Source organism: Aestuariivirga sp. (assembly GCF_044238155.1).
Lineage (GTDB): Bacteria > Pseudomonadota > Alphaproteobacteria > Rhizobiales > Aestuariivirgaceae > Aestuariivirga.
Genome location: NZ_JBIIDX010000026.1, coordinates 1 through 25,628, shown reverse-complemented (window position 1 = coordinate 25,628; position 25,628 = coordinate 1). Strand labels below are relative to the sequence as shown.

Here is a 25,628-nt window from a genome sequence, read left to right as displayed (position 1 = left end):
GGAATCTATCCCGAGAAGGGACACAACGGTGACCTTCTCCGGCTTCATCATCTGAACAATGTCCGGGTCGACCTGGCCCGGGTCACCACCGTGACTGACATGGGACGCGACCTGCTTGACTATGTCGTGGCGCAGTTGAAGAACGCGTAAACTGCCTGAAGTGGCGTGGAACAAGCGGACTGGCCTCGACCGCCAATCGAAGATCTTCCTTGGGCGTTGGTGAGTTCATCAGCATCCTGCCGGCTGGCAGGCGTGGACCATTGAATAAACGCCTTGTTAGCTCCCTGAATCAGTCTGGGCGATGGGCGTTGGTTCGAATGTGCATCGCCGAGAAGCCATGTTTGACGCACCGTCGGTGCTGGTCGTTTCGCGGCGCTATCCTCGCGTCTTGGCGTGTGGATCGCGTCTCTGGAGTGCCGCTGCAAATGCTCCGGCTGAAGAATGCCACGAACCTTGAATGACCCAATTTCTGCAAGTACAGTTGAAGAAGATCATGATCAGAAAGTCTGCAGATCCGATGAGTTCCCGTGCAATGCGGTGGGTAAGCTTCTTATTCAGCGCCATTCTGTTTGTCCTCGTTCCAGCCGCAGCGGAACCCCCCGCACCGACATCCTCGAAGTATGGATTCTATCTCACCCGGCTCGATAACTTCGACATTCGGGGCGGAAGCTTTTCTGCCACATTCTGGCTTTTCACCGTTGGCAGCAGCAACCAGGCCATGACGTCAGCCGCCGTCGAGTTTCCCAATGCCGTCAGCATCGAAGCGACCAATAAATTCGAAGATCCACTCGAAGGCGGAATTCTGCTGCAGCAACGCATACAAGGTACGTTTCGCCATAACTGGGACTTGCGCAGCTATCCCTTTGTTCGACAAACGCTGCATATTGAGCTTGAATCGGTTCAAGATATCGGAAAAGTCGTCTTTCATCCTGACTACGCCAACACCAGCTACGACAAGGACATCTCCATATCGGGCTGGCGAATTGTCTCCGTCCAGCTCATTCCCCAGTTGAAGAGTTACGAAAGCAATTTCGGAGATCCACGGCTACGCTCCGGCTGGTTCAGCCAATACTCAAGGCTCATACTGGAGATCAAGGTCGAGAAATCTGATGCATCGGCATTCATCACCCTGGTGATCAGCCCGCTCATCGCCATATTGATCACGCTCATAACCTATATGCTGTTCTCGCGGGAGCTTGGTCTTCTGACTGCCCGGCTGAGCCTGCTTGTCGGCGCGATTTTTGCCGTCGTTATCAGCATGAGGTCTGCGGCGACCGAGCTTGGGTCCATTACGAATATCAATCTGCTCGACGTCATCCACATCTCGGCACTTCTCTATGTCACCGTCGGAATTGCCGCAGCTGTCCAGACCTGGTGGGCCCTCAAGTCCGACGGTGACGTGGCGCAAACCCAGAAGATCTCCAATTGGGTTGCGACCATCTCAACGGCTGCCGTCATTCTCGCTATTGTCGCTTCGCTGACGATTGCCTATCGAAGCGCACTCTGAGTTAGCTCGCTCACGCCAGGAAGCACGCCATTGGTTCCGCTTGGCAGGAGGTTCACTCTCAATGCGCCCAATGGGTGAAATGCTTCATGGTAATGGAACCTGGTCCGGCGCCCCCACCTCCACGGTGGCGCCATTTCTGAATGAGAACCAGGAATACTGCGGCTCGACGACGTCACCTTTTGAGTCCAGCCTGATCTGCCCGATCACCGTTTGCACAGGATTGCCTGCACGAAGCCAGGCCGCGATCTTTCTCGAGTCGGTCGAACCCGTTGCTTCTGCGGCAGCGCGATAGAGTTCAAAGGCCGCAAATGTATAGAGCGTGTATGCCTCAGGGTCATATCCTTCGGCTCTGAACGCTTCGATGATCGCCTGAGACTGGGGCACGTTGCGCGGGTCCGGCGGGAACGTAAAGAATGCGTTGCTGGCTGCTGGACCGGCAATCTGCCAGAGTTCAGCCGTGTTTAGCGAATCGCCGGCAAACATCCGTGCCTTGAGACCCTGCTCCTCCATCTGCTTGAGGATCAGCCCAGCTTCAGGATGAAATCCACCAAAGTAGATCGCATCAATATTCGCGTCCTTCAGCTTCGTTACCAGAGCTGAAAAGTCCTTCTCGCCGGGAGTGATTGATTCATTCAGCACCTGTTTCAACCCTGCGGCATTCATCGCCGCGCGAGCATGTGCTGTGATGCCCATGCCGAAGGCCGATTTGTCATCCACGATTGCAACCCTCCGGCCTGCATAGTGACTGGCAAGATACTGTCCCGCCATGTCGCCCTGCGCGTCGTCACGCCCGCAAACGCGCGCAACGTTCCAGCCGCCTTCGTCTGTTAGCTTGGGATTGGTTGACGCAGGAGAGATCATCATGATGCCTTCCTCCTCGTAAACCTTCGATGCGAGGATCGAGGGGCTTGAGCAGATGTGGCCCACCACGAGGCTGACAGCCCTATCTGCAATTCGGTTGGCAACATTCAAGGCCTGCTTGGGATCACAGGCATCGTCCTCGATTTCGAGGATGATTTTCTGGCCATTGATGCCGCCACCTTGATTGATGATGTCAACTGCCTTTCGGGCGCCACGCGTGGCCTGTTCTCCACCCACGGCAATAGGACCGGTGATTGGTGCGACCAGAGTTACCCTTATATCAGCCATCGCAGCCGTCACTGACCAGGCAACTGAAAGCGTGAGAAAGAGGCTGACGATGGATTTCATCAAGTTCATGATTGGGTGTCCTCCTTTCAAAATCTCAAGAGACGGCCACTGATCGGCTCGCACCGAGTCGCCCGGTTTGAATGTTGGTCATGGTCGGCATCGGTGCCAGCCGAGGCAGTGAAGCCGGTTGGGGTGCTTGCCATAGTGGCGCTGGGCGATCGATGACGTTTTGAGCTGTTGCCGATGTTGCAGCGAGGATGGCAACAACGGTCAATAAACTAGCAGAAGCACGCAAATAGAAAATCATTCGGGGTCACGGCCTGGCTGAACGGAGCCATTCTAAAACCAGAAAGGCCGGGACTAAAACCAATTCAGCTCCGGTGACTGCCGATCGAATTTTCCGCTAGGGAAGCCGGCAAGAAAGCGAGGACATGCAATGGGCCGAAGAAACCTCAATTTCGGCGTTTCCTCTCCAAATCATGCGCTTGGTCAAACAACTGGTGCCGCTTGCGTGACTCGAACACGCGACCCCATCATTACGAATGATGTGCTCTACCAACTGAGCTAAAGCGGCTGGCCGTTGATGTTGCGGCCTATAGGCGATTTTGCCATCCGCCGCAACCGCTCAGCGCGGCGTGCTGCCGCGTGGAGGCTGGTCGAAATCCTCTGGCAGGCCGGGATCATCCGGCGGCCGCTGCGGGCTGACCAGTTCGGGAGCGTCTGGCTTTGCCGGAGCAGGAGGGGGCAATTCCGGAGCCGGGGCTTCGGCTGCTGGCGGGCTCAATTCCGGGTCCTGCATGTCCGGTATGTCCGGCATCTCGAACGGGGCCTTCCACTCGCATGGCACGATCTCGCCCGAGACCGGCGACACTGGCGTCCAGCGTGGACTGGCCACGCCGTCCGAAACCCAGATCGGGTCGCGCGGGGCATTGATCGCCCGCGCCAGCCACTCGCGGGCCCGGCCCTTGTCGCCCTCCGCGTCTTCGATCTGCGCCATCAGTGCGCAGATGCGGGCCTGTGGCCGGGCCTCGATGTAGGGGGCCAGCGCTGTGCGCGCTGCGGGCCAGCGCTTGGCTTTCACTGCGGCGCGTGCCAGCGCCACCGCGCCTTCGACACCACCCGCCTCGTCCTTCAGCAGGTCCTGTACGCGCTCATAGCGCACCTCGGGGCCGTCACCGGGGAAGAGATAGGCCTGTGCCTCGGCAAGGTCGGGGTGGGGCGACAGCCGCCAGCTCTCCTTGATGATGCGCGCAGCCTTGCGGCCCGAGGCCTGGGCGCTGAGCAGCCGGGCTGCCAGTGCTGCGGCGGGCACCAGTGCCGGATCCAGCTTGTGTGCCTTGAGGGCAAGCTCAAGGGCAGACGCTCGATCGTCGTCTTCCAGTGCCAAAGCCTCGGCAGCGGTCAGGGCCGCAAGCTTGCGGTTGGCATCGGCCTGCGGCACCGCGCCAGACTTGATCTGCCTGGCAAGGGTCGCGCTTGCCGCCTGCCAGTCGCGGGCGGCGGCCTGCAGCTGCAGCACGGCAGCAGCGGCCCAGGCCAGTCGCGGGTTCAGCGACAGCGCCCGTTCGGCATGACGGCGGGCTGCCGCTACGTCACCGCTCTGTCTGGCCTCTGCGAACAGACCACGCAAGCCCAGCGCCTCGGTCTCGGGCGACTTGGTCATGGCCTCGAAAATACGCTTCACTGCTGCGCGGTCGCCCTTGAGCTGGGCGGCCTGCGCGGCCAGCACGTTGACCAGCGGCTCATCCGGCAGTGCGTTGCCGGCAAGAGCGGCGTAGCGCGCTGCGGCCGCGGCATCTCCCGCGCCTGCGGCAATGATGCCGCGTGAGAGCGAGTCCCGGCCCTTGTTGGTCTTGCGGCCATAGAGGTAGCGCTGCACCGCCTGCGGGCTCCGCCACAGGCGGCGGAACAGGCTCCACAGAAACCATATGAAGATGACGGCCACCGCCACCACGGTGATCCCGGCAATGGCGCTCATCTCGATCTCGTGGCCAAGCCAGCGAATGGTGAGAGTTCCCGGCCGGTCGGCCAGCCAGGCGATGCCTGCCGCCACCAGTGCGAGCAGCAGGAACCGCCACAACAGCCCGATCATTGAGCCGAACTCCCCATGGCGGTGAGCTGGCGGAGAATGGCTTCCGACACTTGCGCGGTTGCCTGTTCCAGCTGCAGGCGTGCGGCTGCCAGTTGCTGCCATTGACGCAGGCCGGCAGGCCATTCGCCCTGGCCGGATTCCAGCACCGCGATCGCCTGGGTCAGCTGGCCGGCTTCGGCCAGGCTGGCTGCTTGTTCTGCAAGCCGCGGCCAGTCGGTTTCACCGATCGCTCGGATGGTGATGACATTCGACAGCGACTCGAGCAGCCAGCCTGCGTAACCGTCAAGCTCGGTCGCAGGTTGCGCGGGTTTCGGCAATGAAGGGATCAGGTCGCGCAGGGCGGTGGCGAGCCCCGTGGAATCGGGAATACCGCTTGCCGCATGTGCAGCCAGAACGTCCAGCCCGGCCGCGGCAGGCACCAGCCCGGCGATGCGGTCATACTCGGCCTGATAGGCGGTACCAGCGGCGATCTTGGCCTTCAGGTCGGAGAGTGCCTGAGAAAGGGCGGCGCTCTGGCCATCCAGTGCGCCTCCGCCACCGGCGGCGGGCTTCAATCTGGCCACTTCGGTTTCCAGCGCGTCGACGCGGGCGCCCAGCGCCGCGAGTGCAGTCCCGTCGATCGGGGCTGACACCGCGGTGGACGCGGCGGTTGCTGCCGACTTCCCCAGCGTCTCGATCCGTTCCTGCAATGTGGCGAGCCGAGACTCGGCCTCGGTCAGGCGCTGTTCGGCCGTGCCCATCCTGCTGGCAAGGCCCTCGCTGGCGGTTCCTGCGGTCGCGGCCTGCGACTCGGCGGTGGCCGCCGCAGAGGCGGCCTGCTTCGCTTGCTGCTTGATGCGGGCAAGCTCCGTGGCGAGGTCGGCATTGTTCTGCTGCAGCGCTGCCAGTTGCTCGCTGAGCGCGGTCATCTCATTGCTTGGCAGGTAGCTGGCCAGAAGGTCGCGGTACAGCCACATGCCTGCCAGCACGCCGAGGATCAGCGCGGCGATCAAGCCTGCAGGCCACCGGCCCTTGTGCTTTGCCGCCGCTGGCCGGGCGGGTGCAGTATCGCTGCCGGGCAATGGCGCGTCCTCGCCCGCGGGCCGTATCTCCTCGGCGTCGAGCTCGATCACCTGCGGCCTCGGCGAAGCTCCGGTCTCTGGCGTGTCTGTCGTCATGGCTCAGCGCCTAACCCCTTCTCCCCGCCTGCGCAAGCAGGGCCAGCATGGCCTGCTCGTCGGGTGTACCGGGAACCTGCTTATCCCAGCCCTCTGGCAGAACTGAGGCAACATTGCGGGACAGACAAAAATTCCTAACATTGCCCGCCTCGCGCGAAACCCCGGCCGCCTCGACGAGGGCGTGCCAGATTTTGGCGCTGCGCGGTGAGTAAAGCATAACGGCATCGATTTCACCCCGCCTGAGGAGATGTTCCGTTTCGCCGAGGCTGGTCGCTGGCGCCGCGTCATAGAGAACGGCACGGTGGCAGGAAAAGCCTGCAGCCTGCAGCTGTCCTTCGAGATTGCCCGCCGTCTCGGCGCCAGACAGGTAAAGGATTGGCCCGGCCCCGGGATCGAGAGAGGACCGAATGTAAGCCGCAAGCCCGTTCACATCGCCACCCTGTGCCTCTGCCAAGAAACCTGCTGCCCGCGCGGCCTTCAACGACTGTGGTCCAACCGTCAGTATACGGAATTTCGCGAGCCCGTGAGCGGGCGGCAATGACCGTATGCCGTTGGCGCTGGTCACCGCTATGGCCTGCCACGGCAAGCGCGGAATGACAACGCCCGACCGCGGGCGGATGGTCAGCAAGGGAACCATCACCACCTCATGGCCCAGCGCCTCCAGCCTGGCTTTCAGGGGCCCCGCGTCCTCCTCCGGCCTGGTGACGGCGATCCGCATCAGAAGGCGATCAGGCTGCCGCCCTCGGCCTTGACCTGTTCGCCCGCCTCGCGGCCCATCCGTCGGGCGTCTGCGGCTGAGCCCTCGCGCGTGGTCTCGAAACAGTGGGCGCCATCATGCGTCAGCGCGTGACCGCGGAACCTGACCCGGTCATTCACCAGCGTTGCGTGGCCTGCGAGCGGTGTCCGGCAGGAACCGTCGAGGGCGGCCAGAAAGGCTCGCTCGCATTCGACGGCAACGGCGGAGGCGTGGTGATTGAGCGGCGCCAGCAACTCGCGGGTGGACGTGTCGTCCTCCCGGGTCTCGATTCCGATGCAGCCCTGAGCTACGGCAGGCAGCATGACCTCGGTCGGAACGAGGGCGGTGATCTTGTCGGCCAGCCCCAGCCGCCTGAGGCCTGCTGCAGCGAGGAATGTTGCCTGCGCCACGCCTTCGTCCAGCTTGCGAAGCCGGGTTTCGACATTGCCGCGAAACTGGATCACGTCGAGATCCGGCCTCAGCCGCTTCAGTTGTGCTGCGCGCCGGACCGAGGAAGAACCCACCGTGGCGCCGCGGGCCAGCGCGTCGATCGAGGCTGCGACAGGGCTCAGGAAGGCATCGCGCACATCCTCGCGCGGCAGCAGTGCCGCGATGACGAGGCCATCTGGCAGGCGCGCGGGCATGTCCTTCATCGAATGCACGGCAAGCTGGATCTCGCCGGCAAACAGCGCCTCCTCGATTTCCTTGGTGAACAGTCCCTTGCCGCCGATCTCGGAGAGCGGCCGGTCGCGCACGCGGTCGCCTGTGGTGGTGATCACCACGATCTCGATGTCGGCGGCGGCAAGCCCATGGGCGGCCATCAGGCGGTCCCTGGTTTCATTGGCCTGGTAGAGGGCCAGTGGTGATCCGCGGGTTCCAATCTTCAGCTTCGGCATTTGCAAGTCCGTTCCGGCGAGTGCTAGAGCAAGGCCCACTTCTTAGCTGCAAACCCCGGTGGCGTCACCCGTTCGATGGATCAGTCCGCCCTGCACATTCTCGGCATCGAAACCTCCTGCGACGAAACCGCCGCGGCGGTGGTCCGGCGTCACGGCAGCGGCCAGGGCGAAATCCTGTCAAATCTGGTGCTGTCCCAGACCGCGGAGCACGCCCCCTATGGCGGCGTGGTGCCGGAAATCGCCGCCCGCGCCCACATCGAACATCTCGACCGGCTGGTGGGTCAGGCCATGATGGAAGCCGGCCTCGACTATCAGGATCTCGATGCGGTGGCGGCCACCGCCGGCCCGGGGCTGCTCGGTGGCCTGCTGGTTGGCCTCACCATGGCCAAGGCGATCGCGCTCGGCCATGGCAAGCCGCTGATTGCGGTCAACCACCTGGAAGGCCACGCTCTCACCGCGCGGCTCATGCAGGAGGTGGCGTTTCCCTATCTTCTTCTGCTGGTGTCCGGCGGTCATACGCAATTCCAGATCGTCGAGGGCGTGGGCCGCTACCATCGCCTTGGCAGCACCATCGATGATGCGCTGGGTGAGGCCTTCGACAAGGTGGCAAAGCTTCTGGGCCTTGGTTATCCCGGCGGTCCGCAACTCGAGCAGCGTGCCCGTGGCGGCAATCCGCAGCGCTTCTCGTTTCCGCGGCCGCTCAAGGGCCGCAGGGATTGCAACTTCTCCTTCTCCGGCCTCAAGACGGCGGTGCGCGAGACGGTCAGCCGTCTCGGCCGGCTCAGCGACGAGGATGTCGCCGATGTCGCGGCGGGCTTCGAGGCCGCGGTGGCCGAGACGGTGGCAGACCGGCTTGCCATGGCTGCACAGGCATTTCGCGCCGCCCACCCCGAGGCTGCGGCTCCTGCATTGATCGTAGCCGGAGGCGTTGCCGCCAACCAGCGTCTCAGGGCGGTGATTGCCGATGTTGCCGCGTTGCATGGCTTCAGCCTGGTCGTGCCCCCGCCAAGGCTCTGCACGGACAATGCCGCCATGATCGCCTGGGCCGGGGCAGAACGCCTGCAGCTGGGCCTGACCGATGATCTCTCGGTGGCCGCACGTGCCCGCTGGCCCCTCGATGTTGCCCAGGCGCCGGTCTATGGTACCGGCAAACTCGGGGCCAAGGTCTGAGTTTTCACGGAAAGGACTGACACCATGCTCTTCGCCCTCATCTGCACCGACAAGCCCGACAGCGTTGATCTCCGTATGGCGGTGAGGCCCGATCACCTCAAGCATCTCGAAGGTCTCGGGGCTGCGCTCAAGGCGGCGGGTCCTTTCACCGACGACGAGGGCAAGCCCACGGGCAGCCTGGTCATCATCGAGGCGGCGGACCGTGCCGCGGCCAGGGCTTTGGCGGAAGCCGACCCCTACGCCCGGGCGGGGCTCTTTGCCACGGTCGAGATCAGGCCGTGGAAATGGCTGATCAGGAATCCGGAGTCCAAGTGATGGCGAACTACTGGCTGTTCAAGTCAGAACCCGAAGTCTGGTCCTGGGCGCAGCAGAAGGCCAAAGGCAGGGCTGGCGAGGAGTGGACAGGGGTGCGCAACTATCAGGCGCGCAACAACATGCGTGCCATGAAGCTGGGTGATAAGGGCTTCTTCTATCATTCCAACGAAGGTCGTGAGGTGGTGGGCATTGTCGAGGTCTGCAAGCTTGCCCACAAGGACTCGACTTCAGATGCTGACACGTGGGAGTGCGTTGACATCCGCGCCGTGGCCGACATGCCGCGGCCGGTGACGCTCGATGAGATCAAGCAGGACCCGAAGCTCACGGCCATGGTGCTGGTCAACAACTCGCGCCTGTCGGTGCAGCCGGTGAGCGAGGCGGAGTTCCGCCATATCTGCAAGCTGGGTGGCGCGAAATACTGATGATCCCGGATCGCGCGGCCTTCATCCGCGCCAATACGTCGGTCATGGCGCCGCCGCTTGTGCCGGAGGTGAAGCTCCATCTCGCGCATGAGGCGGTGCCGCTGTGGCAGAAAACCGAGGAAGAACTGGGCGAGATCGGCTTGCCGCCGCCGTTCTGGGCCTTTGCATGGGCCGGCGGCCAGGCGCTGGCCCGCCACGTGCTGGATAATCCCTCGCTGGTCGCTGGCAAACGGGCGATCGACCTCGCGGCGGGTTCAGGTCTTGTGGGTATCGCAGCAATGAAGGCGGGGGCCTCGCATGTGCTGGCCGCCGACATCGACGCCTTCGCCTGCGCGGCGATCGCGCTGAATGGCGCGCTCAACGCCGTGGCTCCCGAAGCCACCGGCACGGATCTGCTTGCAGCGCCTGTGCCACCCTGTGATCTCATTCTGGTGGGCGATCTGTTTTACGAGCAGGCGCTCGCCGCACGGGTTCTCGCCTGGCTGGAGGAAGCCGAAGCGCGCGGCATCGTGGCCCTCATCGGCGATCCTGGCCGCAGCTATCTGCCGCGCGAACGACTAGCGAAGCTCGGGGAATATCGCGTTGCAGTCACCCGCGATCTCGAGGACGCTGAAATCAAGCTGACGTCGGTCTGGCGGCTGAGCCGGTATTGTTGAGATAGAGTGCGACCATCAGCACGGCGAGCGACACGAACAGCCATATATCCGCCCCGCCATAGATTGCCAGCGCGATCACCACGGCAGCAGGCGTTGAGAGATAAACGGCCTGGATGGTGAACACAGCCCCTTTTTCCTGGATCAGGGTGAAGAAGGCGATGCGCTCCAGCGTCCACATGGCACAGGCGAACAATACGGTCCAATAGGCGGCGGCGGCTGGTTGGGCAGCGGCCCAGGGTGGAGCGAACAGCAGGAGGAAGGGCAGGGCCACGATCCCGGACCAGATCGATTCGGCAACGCCTGCCGCCATGGCGTGAACCCGCGGCGGCCACCAGATCGCGGCAAACCAGTTGTAGACGGAATAGAGGAGTGGCAGCAGAAAGGACGCCACCAGCCACCAGGAAATTTCGCCTGAAAGCATGCCCTCGCGTGTGATCACCAGGATGGCGGTGGAGGCAAATCCCATGAGGATTGCTGCCAGGCGCCGTGCCGCGGCGTTTTCCCGGCCGGAAATCAGCGCCATCAGGTAATTGACGATGGGTGCGGTAGAAATCACCAGGGCTAATTCCGTGGGCGGCACGTGCCGCGCGAAGAAGAGGCCCATGGCGAAGGGCACGTTCATCAGAACCGCGCAGCCAAGCCCGAACATCTGCAGGCGCCAGTCGCCGCGCCAGTCGATGCCCCGGTAGTGGCAGATCAGCGCCAGCACCACGCCCACCCCGAGCCCGGTCAGCACGATGACATGCGACACCGGCATGCCCACCTCGCCCCAGTGACGGTACAGGCTGGGTGAAACGCCCCAGAACAGGCCGAGGGAGACGAACAGGCTGAGGTGCCGGGGAGATGTCATGCCGCTTCTTAGACAGGAGAGTATTGTCAGGCTATAGAGAGGTCAGGCAAAAAGACAATCCATTATCTGCAATCCTGGGAGGAATGCGCCAATGTCCGAGAAAGTCTATCCGGTTCCGGCTGCATGGAAGAAGAGAGCCCTCGTCGATGACGCGGCCTACAAGAAGATGTACGCGGCTTCGATCAGGGATCCCGAAAAGTTCTGGGCCAAGCACGCCAAGCGCATCGATTGGTTCAAGACACCCAGAAAGATCAAGAACACCACCTATGCCTATCCTGGTGTTGCCATCAAGTGGTACGAGGACGGTGTTCTCAACGTCTCCTACAATTGCATCGACCGGCATCTGAAGAAGCGCGGCGACCAGGTCGCCATCATCTGGGAAGGTGATGATCCGTATTACGACAAGAAGATCACCTATAACGAGCTTCATGAGAATGTCTGCCGCTTCGCCAATGTCCTGAAGAAGAACGGCGTCCGGAAGGGCGATTGTGTCACCATCTATCTGCCGATGATCCCCGAAGCGGCCTATGCAATGCTGGCCTGCACGCGGATCGGCGCAGTTCATTCGGTGGTGTTTGGCGGCTTCAGCCCGGATTCGCTCGCCAGCCGCATCAACGACGCCAATTCCAAGCTCGTCATTACCGCCGATGAGGGCCTGCGCGGGGGCCGCAAGGTGCCTCTCAAGGCCAACACCGATGAGGCGCTGAAGCGCTGCGCGGGCAATGAGAAGGTGGTGGTGGTGCGCCGCACCGGCGGCCACGTGGCCATGACCCAGGGGCGCGACGTCTGGTATCATGAAGAGGCCGCCACGGTTCCGGCCGATTGCAAGCCGGAGAAGATGAAGGCAGAAGACCCGCTGTTCATTCTCTACACCTCGGGTTCCACCGGTAAGCCCAAGGGCGTGCTGCACACAACCGGCGGCTATATCGTCTATGCCGCCATGACCCACCAGTACGTCTTCGATTATCACGACGGTGACATCTATTGGTGCACGGCGGATGTGGGCTGGGTGACCGGCCACAGCTATATCCTGTATGGTCCGCTGGCCAATGGCGCCACCACCCTGATGTTCGAGGGCGTTCCCAACTATCCCAGCAACTCGCGCTTCTGGGAGGTGGTCGACAAGCACAAGGTCAACATCTTCTACACTGCGCCCACCGCGATCCGGGCGCTGATGGGCGCGGGTGACGGTCCAGTCGCCAGAACCTCGCGCAAGTCGCTGAGGCTTCTGGGCTCAGTGGGCGAGCCGATCAATCCGGAAGCCTGGGAATGGTATCATCGCGTCGTCGGTGATGATCGTTGCCCGATTGTCGATACCTGGTGGCAGACCGAAACAGGTGGCATCCTGATTACGCCGCTGCCCGGTGCAACCAGGCTGAAGCCGGGCTCCGCCACGCGGCCCTTCTTCGGGATCAAGCCCGCACTGGTTGATGACAAGGGGCAGATCATCGAAGGGGCAGCGTCGGGCAATCTGGTGATCCTCGATTCCTGGCCGGGCCAGATGCGGACCGTCTATGGCGATCACGACCGTTTCGTGCAGACCTACTTCTCCACCTACAAGGGCATGTATTTCACCGGTGACGGTTGCCGCCGCGATGCCGACGGCTATTATTGGATCACCGGCCGTGTCGATGATGTGATCAACGTCTCGGGTCACCGGCTGGGAACGGCCGAGGTCGAATCGGCGCTCGTGTCGCACCCCAAGGTTTCTGAGGCTGCCGTTGTCGGCTACCCGCATGCCATCAAGGGCCAGGGCATCTATTGCTACGTGACGCTCATGGCCGGTGAACAGGGCGGGGATGGGCTCCGCCAGGATCTGGTGGGCCACGTCCGCAAGGAAATCGGTCCTCTGGCCACCCCTGACAAGATCCAGTTCTCGCCAGGCCTGCCAAAGACGCGCTCTGGAAAGATCATGCGGCGGATCCTGCGCAAGATCGCCGAGGATGATTTTGCCGCACTGGGTGACACTTCGACGCTGGCTGATCCCTCTGTTGTCGATGATCTGATCGCCAATCGTCAGAACAGGCAAGGCTGAGGAGTGACCGGTCATTGGCTTGGCTGCGGCTTTGCGGGCCCTGCGACTGCATTGCCCCTGGTACCCATCCCGGGCTAAAGAGACCGTATGACTTTCACATTGGAGTTTTAGAGCGTGAAGCGGCGCGCCTTCTTATTTGCATTGCTCGGTGGCACCCTGTTGCTGCCGCTGGCAAGCGATCCGGCCAGAGCCAATCTCGATGAGTCCGATGAAAAGGGCGGCAATCCGCTGCGGCGGCGCAGGAATGCATCCAAGCGTGACAGAAGACGACGGCAGCAGATCAACTACAAGGGTCGCGAAATCGTCAAGTTCAAGAGCAGCGAGAAGCCCGGCACGATCATCGTGAAGACCAAGGAGCGCGCGCTCTACCAGATCATGCCGGGTGGCAAGGCAATGCGCTACCTTGTGGCCGTCGGAAAAGAGGGTTTCGCCTGGTCGGGTGTTGCGCGCATCGGGCTGAAGCGGAAGAATCCAACCTGGACGCCGCCTGCCGAAATGATCGAGCGCACGCCGAAATACGCGAAGTGGAAAAACGGGATGCCCGGCGGCATTCCGGACAACCCGCTCGGCGTCCGGGCGCTCTATCTCTTTGACGGGGGCGGTGACACGATGTTCCGCATCCACGGCACCAACGCCCCGTCCTCGATCGGCACTGCGGCTTCATCCGGCTGCATCCGCATGCTGAACAAGGAGGTCGCGGAGCTGTATGACAACACCCCCCTCGGCACCAAGGTGATCGTGCAGTAGGGATCACCCAAGGGCATCGCGCAGCCATTGCACGATCTGGCCCGCGGGCATGGCGCCCGATTGCCGGGCAAGCTCCTGCCCATTCCGGAACAGGATCATGGTGGGAATTGAGCGGATGCCATGGGCCGCCGCCGCAGAGGGCGCAGCTTCGGTGTCGAGCTTGGCAAGCCTGACCTGCGGTTCGAGGGCGACCGCGGCCTTGCGGAACTCAGGCGCCATCATCTTGCAGGGACCGCACCAGTCTGCCCAAAAATCGATCAGAACGGGTATCGAGTTGCGGGCGATGTGACGCGCCAGGCTGGCCGCGTCAAGTTCTGCGGGCTCGCCTGAAAACAACGCAACCTTGCATTTGCCGCATCTGGCAGAGCTGGCGGCCCGCTCGGGCGGTACCCGGTTAACGGCGGCACAGTTCGGGCATACGATCTCCAGCATGAAGAAAAGGCTCCTCGGAGTGAATTTGGGCCCAATTGCCTGCCCACGGCCATGATCTGCGTCAAGCCGTCTCAAGGCTGAGCCGGTTTTTGTGCTTTGGCGTCATTGCGATAGGCGAGTGCACAGGCTAGAAACCTGAGTGGGGAATGGATCAGTGAAACATGTCAGATAATGCAAAAGCCGGGCGGCCACTGTCGCCGCACCTGCAGATCTACCGGCGCACGCTGACCATGATGATGTCAATCGTGCATCGGATCACGGGGGTTGCCCTCTATGCCGGAACGCTGCTGCTGGTCTGGTGGCTGAGCGCAGCGGCGGTCTCCGAGTCTTATTTCGGCTTCGTGCAGGGCCTGTTTGGAAGCTGGCCGGGACAGCTTGTGCTGCTCGGTTTCACCTGGGCGCTCATCCACCATACGGCAGGCGGCATACGCCACCTGATCTGGGATACGGGCAGGGGGTTCAATCTCGCATCGGTAGAGACGGGCGCGAGGATCACGCTCGCTGCCTCCATCCTCCTCACCATAGCCCTGTGGGCCTTCGCCTATGGAGTGATGTGATGCTGCACAAGACTTCGCTCGGACAGGTTCTCGGCCTCGGCTCTGCCAGGGCAGGCACCGAACACTTCATCGCGCAGCGTGTGACGGCGATCGCCGGCATTCCGCTGGTGGTCTTCCTGATCGGCTTCATCCTGGTCCATCGCGGCGCTGGCCGCGCCGAGATTGTTGCGAGCCTGGAAAATCCCTTGGTCGCTGTTTTCCTGGCACTCACCCTGCTCAACCTGCTCTGGCACATGCGGCTCGGCCTGCAGGTGGTGATCGAAGACTATGTGCACACTCGTGCCTTCAAATACGGCCTGCTTCTGTTCAACACCGTCTTCACCCTCGTCATGGGTGTGGTCGCCCTTTATGCAATCCTCAAGATGAGCTTCGGACTGTGATGGCTGCTGTGGCGAGCGGGAACAAAGCCCCGAAGAGCTTTTCGATTGGTGGTCGCGTCTATCCGGTGACCGATCACAGTTTCGACGTCGTGGTGGTGGGAGCGGGCGGTTCAGGCCTGCGCGCCACGCTTGGTGCATCGCAGGCCGGCCTCCGGACGGCCTGCATCTCGAAAGTGTTTCCAACGCGCTCACACACGGTCGCGGCGCAGGGCGGCATCGCGGCATCGCTTGCCAACATGGGGCCGGACGATTGGCGCTGGCACATGTATGACACGGTCAAGGGTGCAGACTGGCTTGGTGACCAGGACGCGATCGAATATCTCTGCCGCCAAGCGCCCACCGCGGTCTATGAGCTAGAGCATTTCGGCATGCCGTTCTCGCGCACCGAGGATGGCAAGATCTACCAGCGCCCGTTCGGCGGGCACATGATGAATTTCGGTGACGGCCCGCCGGTGCAGCGCACCTGCGCCGCGGCTGACCGCACCGGCCACGCCATGTTGCACACGCTCTATGGCCAGAGCCTGCGCCATTCGGCCGAATTCTTCATCGAGTATTTCGCGCTCGACCTGATCATGGACGGTGGCGTGTGCCGCGGTGTGGTTGCGATGTGCATGGAGGATGGCAGCATTCACCGCTTCCGCGCGCACCAGACGATCCTCGCCACGGGCGGTTATGGCCGGGCCTATTTCTCCGCCACCTCCGCACACACCTGCACGGGCGACGGCAATGCGATGGTGCTGCGCGCCGGCCTTCCCTGCCAGGATATGGAGTTCGTGCAGTTCCACCCGACAGGCATCTATGGCGCTGGCTGCCTCATCACCGAGGGCGCGCGCGGTGAGGGCGGCTATCTTACCAACTCCGAGGGTGAGCGCTTCATGGAACGCTACGCGCCCTCCGCCAAGGATCTTGCCTCACGTGACGTGGTTTCGCGTTCGATGACTCTCGAGATCCGCGAAGGCCGTGGCGTGGGCGAGCACAAGGACCACATCCACCTGCATCTTGAGCATCTCGACCCAAAGGTGCTGCATGAGCGGCTGCCCGGCATCTCCGAATCGGCCAAGATCTTCGCTGGCGTCGATGTGACGCGTGAGCCGATCCCGATCCTGCCGACCGTGCATTACAACATGGGTGGCATTCCAACCAACTACCACGGCGAAGTACTGGTGGGCGACCCGGCCGACCCCGAGAAGACCGTGCCCGGCCTCATGGCAGTGGGCGAGGCGGCCTGCGTTTCGGTTCATGGCGCCAACCGGCTTGGCTCCAATTCGCTCATCGATCTGGTGGTGTTCGGCCGCGCCGCGGCGCTGCGCACGGCCGAGCTTGTAAGGCCCAATTCTCCACATGCCGATCTGCCCGCCGATGCTGGCGAGATGCCAGTGTCGCGTCTTGATCAATACCGCTTCGCAAATGGTGGAACACCCACTGCCGAGCTGCGGCTGCGCATGCAGAAGACCATGCAGGAGGATGCTGCCGTATTCCGCACCGGCGAGACGCTGGCGCAGGGCGTCAAGCGGCTCTCTGACGTCTGGCAGGGCATCGACGACATCCGCGTCACCGACCGCTCGCTGGTCTGGAACTCGGATCTGATCGAAACGCTCGAGTTCGAGAACCTCATCCTGCAGGCGGCGACGACCGTCGTCTCGGCCGAAGCCCGCAAGGAAAGCCGCGGCGCGCATGCCCGCGAGGACTTCCCGGCGCGCGACGATGCCGGCTGGATGAAGCACAGCCTCGCCTGGGCCGACCGGGGGACGAAGTCCGTGCGGCTGGGCTATCGCCCGGTTCATGACTTCACACTTTCCGACGATATCGCCTACATCAAGCCGAAGGCGCGGGTTTACTGAGCTGGAAACACATGGTTGAATTCACACTTCCCAAGAACTCCAAGGTCCAGCAGGGCAAGCACTGGCCGAAGCCTGCCGGAAAGCGCCTGCGTGATTTCAGGATCTATCGCTGGAACCCCGATGACGGGCAGAACCCGCGTATCGACACCTATACGGTGGACATGGACAAGTGCGGCCCGATGGTGCTTGACGCTCTGATCAAGATCAAGAGCGAGCAGGATTCGACCCTTACCTTCCGGCGCTCCTGCCGCGAGGGCATTTGCGGCTCCTGCGCCATGAACATCGACGGCACCAACACCCTCGCCTGTCTCAAGTCCTGTGACGATGTGAAGGGCGACATCCGCATCTATCCGCTTCCGCATATGCCGGTGGTGAAGGATCTGGTGCCTGACCTCACCCGCTTCTACGCCCAGCACCGGGCAATCGAGCCCTGGCTCAAGACCGAAACACCCGAGCCGCAGGCTGAATGGCGCCAGACCCCCGAGGACCGCGAGAAGCTCGACGGGCTCTATGAGTGCATCCTGTGCGCCTGCTGCTCAACCTCCTGCCCGTCCTACTGGTGGAACGGCGAGCGCTATCTCGGCCCCGCCGCGCTGCTGCAGGCCTATCGCTGGCTGATCGACTCGCGCGATGAGGCAACCGGTGGCCGGCTCGACGCGCTGGAGGATCCGTTCCGGCTCTACCGCTGCCACACCATCATGAATTGTGCCAAGGCTTGCCCCAAGGGCCTGTCTCCGGCCAAGGCAATCGCCGAAATCAAGAAGATGATGGTTGAGCGGCGGGTCTGACGAGGCTCTGCATGCCCGCGTTTGGTTGAACTGGTGCGGATGCCCAAAAAGCATTATAGGCTGCACCTTCCCTTTCCCCTGATGAGGCCCCGATGTCACTCGACAGCTTCAAGTGCCGCAAGACCCTCAAGGTTGGCGCCAAGACCTATACATATTTCAGCCTGAAGGCAGCCGAGAAGAACGGGCTTTCCGGCATCTCGCGTCTTCCCTGTTCGCTGAAGGTGCTGCTCGAGAACCTGCTGCGCAGCGAGGATGGCCGGTCAGTGACCAGGGCTGACATCGAGGGCATTGCCAAGTGGCTGAAGAACCGCGGCAGCCAGGAGAAGGAAATTGCCTTCCGCCCGGCCCGTGTGCTTATGCAGGATTTCACCGGCGTTCCCGCGGTGGTCGATCTTGCCGCCATGCGCGATGCGATGAAGACGCTGGGCAAGGACCCGAAGAAGATCAATCCGCTCGCCCCTGTCGACCTCGTCATCGATCATTCTGTGATGGTCGATTTCTTTGCCAACTCGAAGGCCTTCCGCAAGAATGTGGACCTCGAATATGACCGCAACGGCGAACGCTACACCTTCCTGAAATGGGGGCAGGGTGCGTTCGACAATTTCCGCGTGGTGCCGCCCGGCACTGGCATCTGTCACCAGGTGAATCTCGAATATCTTGCAAAGACCGTGTGGACCAGGACGGTGAAGGAAAAGGGCCGGGCCGTGACCTATGCCTATCCCGACACGCTGGTGGGCACCGACTCCCATACCACAATGGTCAATGGCCTTGCGGTGCTTGGCTGGGGCGTGGGTGGCATCGAAGCCGAGGCCGCCATGCTGGGCCAGCCCATCTCCATGCTGATCCCCGAGGTGATCGGCTTCCGGCTTGATGGCAGCCTGCCTGAAGGCACCACCGCCACCGACCTCGTTCTCACCGTCACCCAGATGCTGCGCAAGAAGGGTGTCGTCGGCAAGTTCGTCGAATTCTATGGTCCGGGCCTTGCCCACCTCTCGCTCGAGGACATGGCGACAATTGCCAACATGGCGCCGGAATATGGCGCCACCTGCGGCTTCTTCCCCGTCAGCGCCGAAACCATTTCCTATCTCAAGGGCACGGCGCGTCCCGCCGCCCAGGTGGCGCTGGTCGAGAAATATGCAAAGGCCCAGGACATGTTCTGGACGCCGAAGGCCGCAGAGCCCGTGTTCAGCGATACGCTGTCGCTTGACCTTGGCAGTGTTGCGCCCTCGATGGCCGGCCCCAAGCGGCCGCAGGACCGCGTTGAACTGGGCAGTGCCGCGGCAGGCTTTGCCAGGGTGATGGCCGATGAATTCAAGAAGGCGGAAGAGCTTGGCAAGCGCTTCAAGGTGGCCAATGCCAATTTCGACCTGGGCCATGGCGATGTGGTGATTGCGGCCATCACCTCCTGCACCAATACCTCGAACCCCAGCGTGATGATGGGCGCGGGGCTTCTGGCCCGGAATGCGGTGAAGGCGGGGCTTGCGGTCAAGCCGTGGGTCAAGACCTCGCTCGCACCGGGATCGCAGGTGGTGACGGAATATCTCGCTTCCTCAGGCCTGCAGAAGGATCTCGACAAGCTGGGCTTCAACCTCGTGGGCTATGGCTGCACCACCTGCATCGGCAATTCCGGCCCGCTGCCCGACAATATTTCCGAGTCCGTGCGCAAGAATGACGTGGTGGCGGCTGCCGTTCTTTCCGGCAACCGCAATTTCGAGGGCCGCGTGAACCCGGATGTGCGCGCCAACTATCTGGCCTCGCCGCCGCTCGTCGTCGCCTATGCGCTGGCTGGTTCGCTCAATGTCGATCTGACGCGCGATCCCATCGGCCACGGCCGCAAGGGAAAGCCCGTCTACCTGCGTGACATCTGGCCGTCTGCCCGCGAGATCGCCGCTGCAGTGCGCAAGAACGTCACGCGAAAGGCCTATGCAGCGCGCTACAAGGATGTGTTCAAGGGTGATGCGCAATGGCGCCGGATCAAGGTGACCAAGGGCATGAACTATGCCTGGGACGCGAACAGCACCTATGTCGCCAACCCGCCCTATTTCGAGGGCCTGACGATGACGCCTGCACCGGTGAAGGACGTGGTGAGCGCGCGTATCCTGGGCCTGTTCCTCGATTCGATCACCACCGATCACATCTCGCCCGCTGGTGACATCAAGGCGGCCTCGCCCGCCGGCCAGTATCTCAACGCGCGCGGCGTGGAGAAGGTTGACTTCAACTCCTATGGCGCGCGGCGCGGGCACCATGAGGTGATGATGCGCGGCACCTTCGCGAACATTCGCATCAAGAACCAGATGGTGCCCGGCGTCGAGGGCGGCGTGACGAAACACTATCCGGGCGGCGAGACCATGCCGATCTACGATGCGGCCATGAAATATGCCGCAGCGGGAGTACCACTCGTCATCTTTGCCGGCAAGGAATATGGCACCGGCTCATCGCGGGACTGGGCGGCAAAGGGCACGAGGCTTCTAGGCGTGCGCGCCGTGATCGCCCAGAGTTTCGAGCGCATCCACCGCTCCAACCTGATCGGCATGGGCGTTGTACCACTGCAGTTCCGCGATGGCGAGAGCTGGCAGGCGCTGGGCCTCAGGGGTGACGAGACAGTCACCATCCACGGGCTTGCCGAGGGCCTGAAGCCCCGCGCCACGCTGAGCGTGAGCATCACGCGGGCCGACCGCTCCACGGCGGAAGCCAGGGTGCTCTGCCGCATCGATACGCTGGACGAACTCGACTATTACAGGAACGGCGGCATCATGCCCTATGTGCTGCGCAACCTCGCCAAGGCGGGGTGAGAGGCGAAGGCGGCTGATCAGGCCGCCTTCTTCATCAGCCCGCGGTTGATCAGGCTCTCGGCGATCTGCACGGCGTTCAGCGCCGCGCCCTTGCGCAGATTGTCCGAGACCACCCACAGGTTCAGGCCGTTCTCGATGGTTGCGTCCTCGCGGATGCGGGACACGAAGGTGGCGAAATCGCCGACGCATTCGACGGGCGTGATATAGCCGCCGTTCTCGCGCTTGTCGATCACCATGCAGCCTGGCGCCTCGCGCAGGATTTCGCGAGCCTCCTCGGCCGAGATCGGCTTCTCGAACTCGATGTTGACGGCCTCCGAATGGCCCACGAAGACCGGTACGCGCACGCAGGTGGCGGTCAGCTTGATCTTCGGGTCGAGGATCTTCTTGGTCTCGACCGTCATCTTCCACTCTTCCTTCGTGTCGCCCGAATCCATGAACACGTCGATGTGTGGAATGACGTTGAAGGCGATCTGCTTGGTGAACTTCCTCGGCTCCGGCGTGTCGGTGACGAAGATGCCCTTGGTCTGGTTCCAGAGTTCGTCAAGGCCTTCCTTGCCCGCGCCAGACACCGACTGGTAGGTGGCAACGACCACGCGCTTGATGCGCGCCACGTCATGGAGCGGCTTCAGCACCACGACGAGTTGTGCAGTCGAGCAGTTGGGATTGGCGATGATGTTGCGGCGGTTCTTTCGCGCCATGTAGTCGGTCAGCACATGGGCATTGACCTCGGGTACCACGAGGGGCACCTCGGCGTCGTAGCGCCAGCAGGAGGAATTATCGATCACGAGGCAGCCCTGGGCGCCGATCTTGGGCGACCAGTCCTTGGAAACGGCCGAGCCCGCCGACATCAGGCAGATGTCGACCTTGGAGAAGTCGAACTGCTCGAGGTCCTGACACTTCAGCGTCTTGTCGCCGAAGGAGACTTCAACCCCCATGGACTTGCGCGAGGCGATGGCATGGCACTCATCGACCGGAAACTGGCGCTCTTCGAGGATCGAGAGCATCTCGCGGCCCACATTGCCCGTGGCGCCCACGACCGCAACCTTGTAACCCATGTTCATTCTCCTGGGATCCGTCTTGCCGTCCTCCCGCGAACCAAGTCGGTCCGGCTTCCGGCACAGGGGGGAAGGACCTCCACCCCCGCGGGGGTGGCCGGGGGAGGAGGCTCAGGCCGTTTTGCTGGTTTTGTGACCCCGAAGGGCCCACTTGGCCGTTGCCATCATTATAACTCGGGTTCTAATCAGCGCGTTGGCTTCTAGCCACCAGCGACGCCCCCGTCAACTGCGGGGGCCAGGGGGGTTGGCATGGCTTCCCGTCTCGGCTATCTAGCACGCCGCGATCCCTGACAGGGCCGGCCTTAAGCGCGGAGAGGTGGCAGAGTGGTCGATCGCGCCGCACTCGAAATGCGGAGTACGGGTGACCGTACCGGGGGTTCGAATCCCTCCCTCTCCGCCACTTTACTAGTACAAACTCTCTCGCAGCCCCGATTAGCCTCGACATTCCTTTTGGTTTCAAAAGGGTTTGGCAGAGACGACCGTACTTCTGAGACCGCGCCGGAGCTGAAATTCGCTCTCAGAAGCCCCGCCGTCTCATTCCGACCGAACCTCGGCAGGATTCGCTACGCATGGAAAACTGACGCCATTTCAACGTGTTAAAAATACCGCGAAAACGTCTCGTTCGAAATGTTCGTCTCGCCCTCGGTTTTGCTAAAACCGGCAGTGGGCGTGGTTGTGCGCGTTTGTGCGATGCGCAGAACTACCCGCTCATTCATGGAAAAATTGTCCCGCCTCTTGACCAGTTGTGTGGGGGGATACAGAAGCACGACATGGGACGCATCAGGAACCTCAGGTCGGCAAGACTGCTCGTCATCGCAATGTATGCGTTGGCAGCAGTGTCCGTCGGGTTCGCTCATAAGATCGCGACGATCACTTCAACTTCGATTGAGCTCACGGCCTACATCCTTCCAGATGGCTCCGTTCCTGTCATTTGCGGTGACCTTGGTAACTACGACGTAGATCATGGTTCTAAGCATACTAGCCCCGTATGCGATGCGTGTCGTCTCGTTGCTGCACCTGGAATGGTCTCGGCAAATGAGTGTTGGGCCCCCGTCAGGCGTCCGCTGTCTTCGCTTCACGCGCGTGTCACTTCTGATCGCGTTGAAATTCGCAGAAGCTCTCATGTTCCCCATCTGCGAGGACCTCCTGAAATAGGCTAATCGCAATGTGATCGCAGCCTGACCGGATGATCAAAAAATGATCTTCGGGGCAGCAGGCGCTAGCTGGCGCATGTCTGCGGATTGCACGCCTATTTCCTGCACCGTCTCCTGTAGCTCCGACCAGTCGACGAAGTATCGCGCTGATCTCGCAGGAAGACTCCTCGATACAATGAAGGAACAATCATAATGATGAACATCACGCGCCGCGCGGTTCTTGCCGCATCTCTAATGCTTGGGCTGCTGCCAAATGTGGCGCTGGCTCATGACGACCAACATGAAATCATTCACTTGATGAAGGGCATGTTTGACACGCCCGAAAATCCGCTTTCCGTTGAGCCCGTCGTTGTTGTTGGCGACAATGCAATTGCTGGTTGGGTGCAGGGCGAACGCGGTGGTCGGGCGCTTCTTTGGCGCGTTGACGGCCAGTGGAAGATTCGGCTTTGTAGTGGTGACAGTCTCAAAGACCCGAAGCTCTTGGAGAGTGCTAACATTTCCGCTTCGGATGCCGCGACATTGGCCGCCCAGTTGGCTGCTGAGGAATCAAAACTGGATCCCGCTGTGCTCGCTAAGTTCTCGAGCTTCGAAGGGACGATGATGATTGATCCCGAGGCTGGCCACCAAGGACATAAGCACGGGTCGTCCACCAGTCCGTAACGAGCTGCAGGATCAGGTAGCTGCCAGCGCATCTTGATGTCGATCGCTGGCGGCTATTGCCGCTTACAAGCCCCTGCATCATACACCCGCCCCATCTGCCCCGCCCACGGCAGGTACGTCGTCTCAATGAGTTCGTTGACCGACACAGACGGTGGATCGCGCGAAATCACCAACCGCTCAATTACGTCCGGCGACAGGTAGGCCAGTCGCACCATGCGGCTGACAAAGCGGTCGGTGAAGCCCTCGGCATTGGCAATGTCATGGATCGTGGCAGCCTCACCGGTTTCGAGCCGCCGCCGCCAGGCCCAAGCGCTGTGAGGATGTGCGGATCCTGGCTGCGGGACTGGAAAGGCACTCCCGGCTCCGGCGGTACGATGCGTGCACGGCCATTCCGCCGCCGCTGGGTCAGCGGAATGAATACGCGCGTGGTGTCGTTCGCTTGCGTCATTCAGCGGCCTCCAGATGTGCGCTCACGCCCAGTTCCCGAACCAGCGTGGCGATGCCGTTGTTGCGAAGATCGACGGCCATGCCGCTGGGGCCGACGGTGACACGGTCGACGAGTAGCCGCACGATGCGGGCCTGCTCCGCCGGGTAGAGCGCGTCCCAGAGGTCGTTGAACCGCTTCAGCGCAGCGACGATCGACCGCTCGTCCATGGGCCCGTCGTCGCGGCGCTGCGCCTCGATCACCCGCGCGGCGATCTCGGGTGCGCCGATGATCCGCCGCATCTCAGTAATAACCGCCCCGTCGACCATGGCGGCGGCAAGTCGCATGGGGCCCTCGCCACCGCGCGTGTCGCGGTTCCGGATCAGATCCATCGACGTGTAGTAGTGGTAGAGGCGCTCGCCTTTCCGGGTGTAGGTCGGCGTCATGGCGGCACCTGTGTCCGTGAAGATGATGCCTTTGAGCAGCGCCTCGGAATTGTTGCGGTTCTTGGCGCGGCGCTCGCGCGGACTCTCCTCCAGGATGGCGTGGACACGGTCCCAGAGTTCTTGCGTGACGATAGCGTCATGCTCACCGGGATATGACGTGCCCTTGTGCACCGCTTCGCCCAGATAGACGCGGCTGTTGATCAGCTTGTAGATGAAGCCCTTGTCGATGCGCTTGCCACGCTTGTTGCGCACGTCTTCGGCTTGCAGTGCGCGCGCCAAGGTCGACGCCGAGCCAAGGGCGGCGAAGCGCTGGAATATCATTCGCACTGTTTCTGCCTCGGCCTCGTTGACCACCAGCTTGCGGTCCTTCACGTCGTAGCCCATGGGCACGAAGCCCCCCATCCACATGCCACGCTTGCGCGAGGCCGCGAACTTGTCGCGGATGCGCTCGCCGATCACCTCGCGTTCGAACTGCGCGAAGCTCAGAAGGATGTTGAGCGTCAGCCGCCCCATGGATGTTGTGGTGTTGAAAGACTGCGTGACGGAAACGAAAGTGACGTTGTTGCGGTCGAAGACCTCAACCAGCTTCGCGAAATCCATCAGTGAGCGCGACAGGCGGTCTACCTTGTAGACCACAACCGTATCGATCCTGCCTCCCTCGATATCGGCCAGCAGACGCTTCAGTGCAGGGCGCTCCATGGTGCCGCCCGAGATGCCGCCATCGTCATAGAAGTCGGGCAGGAGAGCCCAGCCCTCATGCTTCTGGCTCTTGATATAGGCCTCGCAGGCTTCGCGCTGTGCATCGAGAGAGTTGAAGGCCTGCTCCAGGCCTTCCTCTGACGACTTGCGGGTATAGATGGCGCAGCGGACGATGCCACTACGCCGGATGCTGCCGGGCTCACTCACCGCTCTCATCTCGGAGCCTCGGGCCGCGCCCCCACTCGGCAAAGCGCGTTAGGCGCGACTTGAGGCCGAAGAAGGCTGGTCCCGACCGGTGCAGGCCGGAGATGACAGCCGCGACCTTGGTGAGCGAGGCGTATCGCTCACCCTTGTGTTCGAAGCCGTCCTCCAGGACGAGCACGGTATGGGTAGTGCCGTTCCACTCCCGCACCAGCGTCGTTCCCGGCTTCAGCGACGTCATATCCGGCGATGGGGCACGATCGGGATCCTGAAGCTTGCCAGCGACAGTCTCGAGGCGCCGGAGGGTCCCCCTGCCCAGGCCGCCCAGCACCTCCTCCTGCAGGCGATGGGCGATGAAGCGGATGAGCAGGTCGCGCCTCAGGGTTCTGGGAACCTGGGCCTGGTACTGCCTTTGCCAAAGCGCTCGCAGCTGGGATGTGGCCAGACTATCCAGGTCTGTGAGCTTC

At 62.3% G+C, this 25,628-nt stretch carries 24 protein-coding genes and 2 tRNA genes; 14 read left to right on the top strand and 12 right to left on the bottom strand.

Features of this window, described 5'->3' with window-relative positions; genetic code table 11:
* The first annotated feature begins 493 nt into the window (after positions 1 to 493).
* Complete coding sequence (locus ACILRN_RS04480; protein ID WP_395685952.1) at positions 494 to 1,507, top strand: hypothetical protein; 1,014 nt, start codon at positions 494 to 496, stop codon at positions 1,505 to 1,507.
* An 84-nt stretch (positions 1,508 to 1,591) separates the two neighbouring features.
* Here the strand turns inward: ACILRN_RS04480 and ACILRN_RS04475 are convergent, their stop codons facing one another.
* The 6 genes from ACILRN_RS04475 to hemC form a co-directional block, all read right to left on the bottom strand.
* Complete coding sequence (locus ACILRN_RS04475; protein WP_395685950.1) at positions 1,592 to 2,725, bottom strand: branched-chain amino acid ABC transporter substrate-binding protein; 1,134 nt, start codon at positions 2,723 to 2,725, stop codon at positions 1,592 to 1,594.
* Positions 2,726 to 3,154: 429 nt separating this feature from the next.
* Positions 3,155 to 3,230: transfer RNA gene (locus tag ACILRN_RS04470), tRNA-Thr, on the bottom strand.
* A 51-nt stretch (positions 3,231 to 3,281) separates the two neighbouring features.
* Positions 3,282 to 4,748 carry a heme biosynthesis protein HemY gene (locus ACILRN_RS04465; RefSeq protein WP_395685949.1) on the bottom strand — a complete coding sequence of 489 codons (1,467 nt, stop codon included), beginning with the start codon at positions 4,746 to 4,748 and terminating at the stop codon, positions 3,282 to 3,284.
* Entirely contained in the window at positions 4,745 to 5,905 is a 1,161-nt protein-coding gene (locus ACILRN_RS04460; RefSeq protein ID WP_395685947.1) for a COG4223 family protein, read from the bottom strand. The genes ACILRN_RS04465 and ACILRN_RS04460 overlap by 4 nt, the downstream gene beginning before the upstream one ends.
* Before the next feature lie 10 nt (positions 5,906 to 5,915).
* A complete protein-coding gene (locus ACILRN_RS04455; protein WP_395685945.1) occupies positions 5,916 to 6,623 on the bottom strand; it encodes a uroporphyrinogen-III synthase in 708 nt (235 codons plus the stop codon).
* A complete protein-coding gene (gene hemC / locus ACILRN_RS04450; RefSeq protein WP_395685943.1) occupies positions 6,623 to 7,543 on the bottom strand; it encodes a hydroxymethylbilane synthase in 921 nt (306 codons plus the stop codon). Before hemC ends, ACILRN_RS04455 begins: the two co-directional genes overlap by 1 nt.
* Positions 7,544 to 7,627: 84 nt before the next feature.
* On the opposite strand from hemC, the gene tsaD reads away from it, so the two are divergent.
* From tsaD to ACILRN_RS04430, 4 genes are read left to right on the top strand one after another with little or no spacing between them, the layout of a single operon-like run.
* Positions 7,628 to 8,707 carry a tRNA (adenosine(37)-N6)-threonylcarbamoyltransferase complex transferase subunit TsaD gene (gene tsaD, locus ACILRN_RS04445; protein WP_395685954.1) on the top strand — a complete coding sequence of 360 codons (1,080 nt, stop codon included), beginning with the start codon at positions 7,628 to 7,630 and terminating at the stop codon, positions 8,705 to 8,707.
* Between the two features lie 24 nt (positions 8,708 to 8,731).
* The gene (locus tag ACILRN_RS04440; RefSeq protein WP_395685941.1) at positions 8,732 to 9,022 is read left to right on the top strand and encodes a YciI-like protein; all 291 of its coding nucleotides are present in this window, start codon (positions 8,732 to 8,734) and stop codon (positions 9,020 to 9,022) included.
* A complete protein-coding gene (locus ACILRN_RS04435) occupies positions 9,022 to 9,444 on the top strand; it encodes an EVE domain-containing protein (protein ID WP_395685939.1) in 423 nt (140 codons plus the stop codon). Before ACILRN_RS04440 ends, ACILRN_RS04435 begins: the two co-directional genes overlap by 1 nt.
* A complete protein-coding gene (locus tag ACILRN_RS04430; RefSeq protein ID WP_395685937.1) occupies positions 9,444 to 10,100 on the top strand; it encodes a class I SAM-dependent methyltransferase in 657 nt (218 codons plus the stop codon). Before ACILRN_RS04435 ends, ACILRN_RS04430 begins: the two co-directional genes overlap by 1 nt.
* Here ACILRN_RS04430 and ACILRN_RS04425 read toward each other — a convergent pair.
* Complete coding sequence (locus tag ACILRN_RS04425; protein WP_395685935.1) at positions 10,060 to 10,950, bottom strand: hypothetical protein; 891 nt, start codon at positions 10,948 to 10,950, stop codon at positions 10,060 to 10,062. The genes ACILRN_RS04430 and ACILRN_RS04425 overlap by 41 nt on opposite strands.
* 91 nt (positions 10,951 to 11,041) lie before the next feature.
* On the opposite strand from ACILRN_RS04425, the gene acs reads away from it, so the two are divergent.
* Positions 11,042 to 12,985: an acetate--CoA ligase gene (acs, locus tag ACILRN_RS04420; protein ID WP_395685933.1), complete on the top strand. Its 1,944-nt coding sequence runs from the start codon at positions 11,042 to 11,044 to the stop codon at positions 12,983 to 12,985.
* Positions 12,986 to 13,099: 114 nt separating this feature from the next.
* Positions 13,100 to 13,732: a L,D-transpeptidase gene (locus ACILRN_RS04415; RefSeq protein ID WP_395685932.1), complete on the top strand. Its 633-nt coding sequence runs from the start codon at positions 13,100 to 13,102 to the stop codon at positions 13,730 to 13,732.
* Between the two features lie 3 nt (positions 13,733 to 13,735).
* Here the strand turns inward: ACILRN_RS04415 and trxC are convergent, their stop codons facing one another.
* The gene (trxC, locus tag ACILRN_RS04410; RefSeq protein WP_395685930.1) at positions 13,736 to 14,164 is read right to left on the bottom strand and encodes a thioredoxin TrxC; all 429 of its coding nucleotides are present in this window, start codon (positions 14,162 to 14,164) and stop codon (positions 13,736 to 13,738) included.
* A 161-nt stretch (positions 14,165 to 14,325) separates the two neighbouring features.
* Here trxC and sdhC point away from each other — a divergent pair, with 161 nt between their 5' ends.
* From sdhC to acnA, 5 genes are all read left to right on the top strand, one after another.
* The gene (sdhC, locus tag ACILRN_RS04405) at positions 14,326 to 14,721 is read left to right on the top strand and encodes a succinate dehydrogenase, cytochrome b556 subunit (protein WP_395685928.1); all 396 of its coding nucleotides are present in this window, start codon (positions 14,326 to 14,328) and stop codon (positions 14,719 to 14,721) included.
* A complete protein-coding gene (gene sdhD / locus ACILRN_RS04400) occupies positions 14,721 to 15,101 on the top strand; it encodes a succinate dehydrogenase, hydrophobic membrane anchor protein (protein WP_395685926.1) in 381 nt (126 codons plus the stop codon). The genes sdhC and sdhD overlap by 1 nt, the downstream gene beginning before the upstream one ends.
* Complete coding sequence (sdhA, locus tag ACILRN_RS04395; protein ID WP_395685924.1) at positions 15,101 to 16,942, top strand: succinate dehydrogenase flavoprotein subunit; 1,842 nt, start codon at positions 15,101 to 15,103, stop codon at positions 16,940 to 16,942. The genes sdhD and sdhA overlap by 1 nt, the downstream gene beginning before the upstream one ends.
* An 11-nt stretch (positions 16,943 to 16,953) precedes the next feature.
* A complete protein-coding gene (locus ACILRN_RS04390) occupies positions 16,954 to 17,730 on the top strand; it encodes a succinate dehydrogenase iron-sulfur subunit (RefSeq protein ID WP_395685922.1) in 777 nt (258 codons plus the stop codon).
* Between the two features lie 92 nt (positions 17,731 to 17,822).
* Positions 17,823 to 20,522 (top strand): aconitate hydratase AcnA, encoded by a 2,700-nt coding sequence (acnA, locus tag ACILRN_RS04385; RefSeq protein WP_395685920.1) that lies wholly within the window; start codon positions 17,823 to 17,825, stop codon positions 20,520 to 20,522.
* A gap of 17 nt (positions 20,523 to 20,539) precedes the next feature.
* Here acnA and ACILRN_RS04380 read toward each other — a convergent pair whose 3' ends face one another.
* The gene (locus tag ACILRN_RS04380; RefSeq protein ID WP_395685918.1) at positions 20,540 to 21,577 is read right to left on the bottom strand and encodes an aspartate-semialdehyde dehydrogenase; all 1,038 of its coding nucleotides are present in this window, start codon (positions 21,575 to 21,577) and stop codon (positions 20,540 to 20,542) included.
* Between the two features lie 310 nt (positions 21,578 to 21,887).
* Between ACILRN_RS04380 and ACILRN_RS04375 the strand changes: the two genes are divergently transcribed.
* Both ACILRN_RS04375 and ACILRN_RS04370 read left to right on the top strand, forming a co-directional pair.
* Positions 21,888 to 21,977: transfer RNA gene (locus ACILRN_RS04375), tRNA-Ser, on the top strand.
* A gap of 946 nt (positions 21,978 to 22,923) precedes the next feature.
* Positions 22,924 to 23,391, top strand: coding sequence for a copper uptake system-associated protein (locus ACILRN_RS04370; RefSeq protein WP_395685916.1), 468 nt, complete (start codon positions 22,924 to 22,926; stop codon positions 23,389 to 23,391).
* Between the two features lie 181 nt (positions 23,392 to 23,572).
* Here ACILRN_RS04370 and ACILRN_RS04365 read toward each other — a convergent pair whose 3' ends face one another.
* The 3 genes from ACILRN_RS04365 to ACILRN_RS04355 form a co-directional block, all read right to left on the bottom strand.
* Entirely contained in the window at positions 23,573 to 23,839 is a 267-nt protein-coding gene (locus tag ACILRN_RS04365; RefSeq protein ID WP_395685914.1) for a hypothetical protein, read from the bottom strand.
* Positions 23,836 to 25,176, bottom strand: coding sequence for a recombinase family protein (locus ACILRN_RS04360; RefSeq protein WP_395685912.1), 1,341 nt, complete (start codon positions 25,174 to 25,176; stop codon positions 23,836 to 23,838). Before ACILRN_RS04360 ends, ACILRN_RS04365 begins: the two co-directional genes overlap by 4 nt.
* On the bottom strand, positions 25,160 to 25,628 hold a 469-nt coding region (locus ACILRN_RS04355; protein ID WP_395685910.1), incomplete at its 5' end, for a DUF2924 domain-containing protein. The genes ACILRN_RS04355 and ACILRN_RS04360, both read right to left, overlap by 17 nt.

Bases quoted from the DNA above. Each gene is read 5' to 3' on its own strand.
- trxC (WP_395685930.1), bottom strand. From the start codon at position 14,164: ATGCTGGAGATCGTATGCCCGAACTGTGCCGCCGTTAACCGGGTACCG.
- ACILRN_RS04360 (WP_395685912.1), bottom strand. From the start codon at position 25,176: ATGAGAGCGGTGAGTGAGCCCGGCAGCATCCGGCGTAGTGGCATCGTC.
- ACILRN_RS04465 (WP_395685949.1), bottom strand. From the start codon at position 4,748: ATGATCGGGCTGTTGTGGCGGTTCCTGCTGCTCGCACTGGTGGCGGCA.
- ACILRN_RS04480 (WP_395685952.1), top strand. From the start codon at position 494: ATGATCAGAAAGTCTGCAGATCCGATGAGTTCCCGTGCAATGCGGTGG.
- ACILRN_RS04370 (WP_395685916.1), top strand. From the start codon at position 22,924: ATGATGAACATCACGCGCCGCGCGGTTCTTGCCGCATCTCTAATGCTT.
- acnA (WP_395685920.1), top strand. From the start codon at position 17,823: ATGTCACTCGACAGCTTCAAGTGCCGCAAGACCCTCAAGGTTGGCGCC.
- sdhA (WP_395685924.1), top strand. From the start codon at position 15,101: ATGGCTGCTGTGGCGAGCGGGAACAAAGCCCCGAAGAGCTTTTCGATT.
- ACILRN_RS04390 (WP_395685922.1), top strand. From the start codon at position 16,954: ATGGTTGAATTCACACTTCCCAAGAACTCCAAGGTCCAGCAGGGCAAG.
- ACILRN_RS04460 (WP_395685947.1), bottom strand. From the start codon at position 5,905: ATGACGACAGACACGCCAGAGACCGGAGCTTCGCCGAGGCCGCAGGTG.
- ACILRN_RS04430 (WP_395685937.1), top strand. From the start codon at position 9,444: ATGATCCCGGATCGCGCGGCCTTCATCCGCGCCAATACGTCGGTCATG.
- sdhD (WP_395685926.1), top strand. From the start codon at position 14,721: ATGCTGCACAAGACTTCGCTCGGACAGGTTCTCGGCCTCGGCTCTGCC.
- sdhC (WP_395685928.1), top strand. From the start codon at position 14,326: ATGTCAGATAATGCAAAAGCCGGGCGGCCACTGTCGCCGCACCTGCAG.
- ACILRN_RS04365 (WP_395685914.1), bottom strand. From the start codon at position 23,839: ATGACGCAAGCGAACGACACCACGCGCGTATTCATTCCGCTGACCCAG.
- ACILRN_RS04380 (WP_395685918.1), bottom strand. From the start codon at position 21,577: ATGGGTTACAAGGTTGCGGTCGTGGGCGCCACGGGCAATGTGGGCCGC.
- ACILRN_RS04435 (WP_395685939.1), top strand. From the start codon at position 9,022: ATGGCGAACTACTGGCTGTTCAAGTCAGAACCCGAAGTCTGGTCCTGG.
- ACILRN_RS04425 (WP_395685935.1), bottom strand. From the start codon at position 10,950: ATGACATCTCCCCGGCACCTCAGCCTGTTCGTCTCCCTCGGCCTGTTC.
- ACILRN_RS04475 (WP_395685950.1), bottom strand. From the start codon at position 2,725: ATGAACTTGATGAAATCCATCGTCAGCCTCTTTCTCACGCTTTCAGTT.
- acs (WP_395685933.1), top strand. From the start codon at position 11,042: ATGTCCGAGAAAGTCTATCCGGTTCCGGCTGCATGGAAGAAGAGAGCC.
- ACILRN_RS04440 (WP_395685941.1), top strand. From the start codon at position 8,732: ATGCTCTTCGCCCTCATCTGCACCGACAAGCCCGACAGCGTTGATCTC.
- ACILRN_RS04455 (WP_395685945.1), bottom strand. From the start codon at position 6,623: ATGCGGATCGCCGTCACCAGGCCGGAGGAGGACGCGGGGCCCCTGAAA.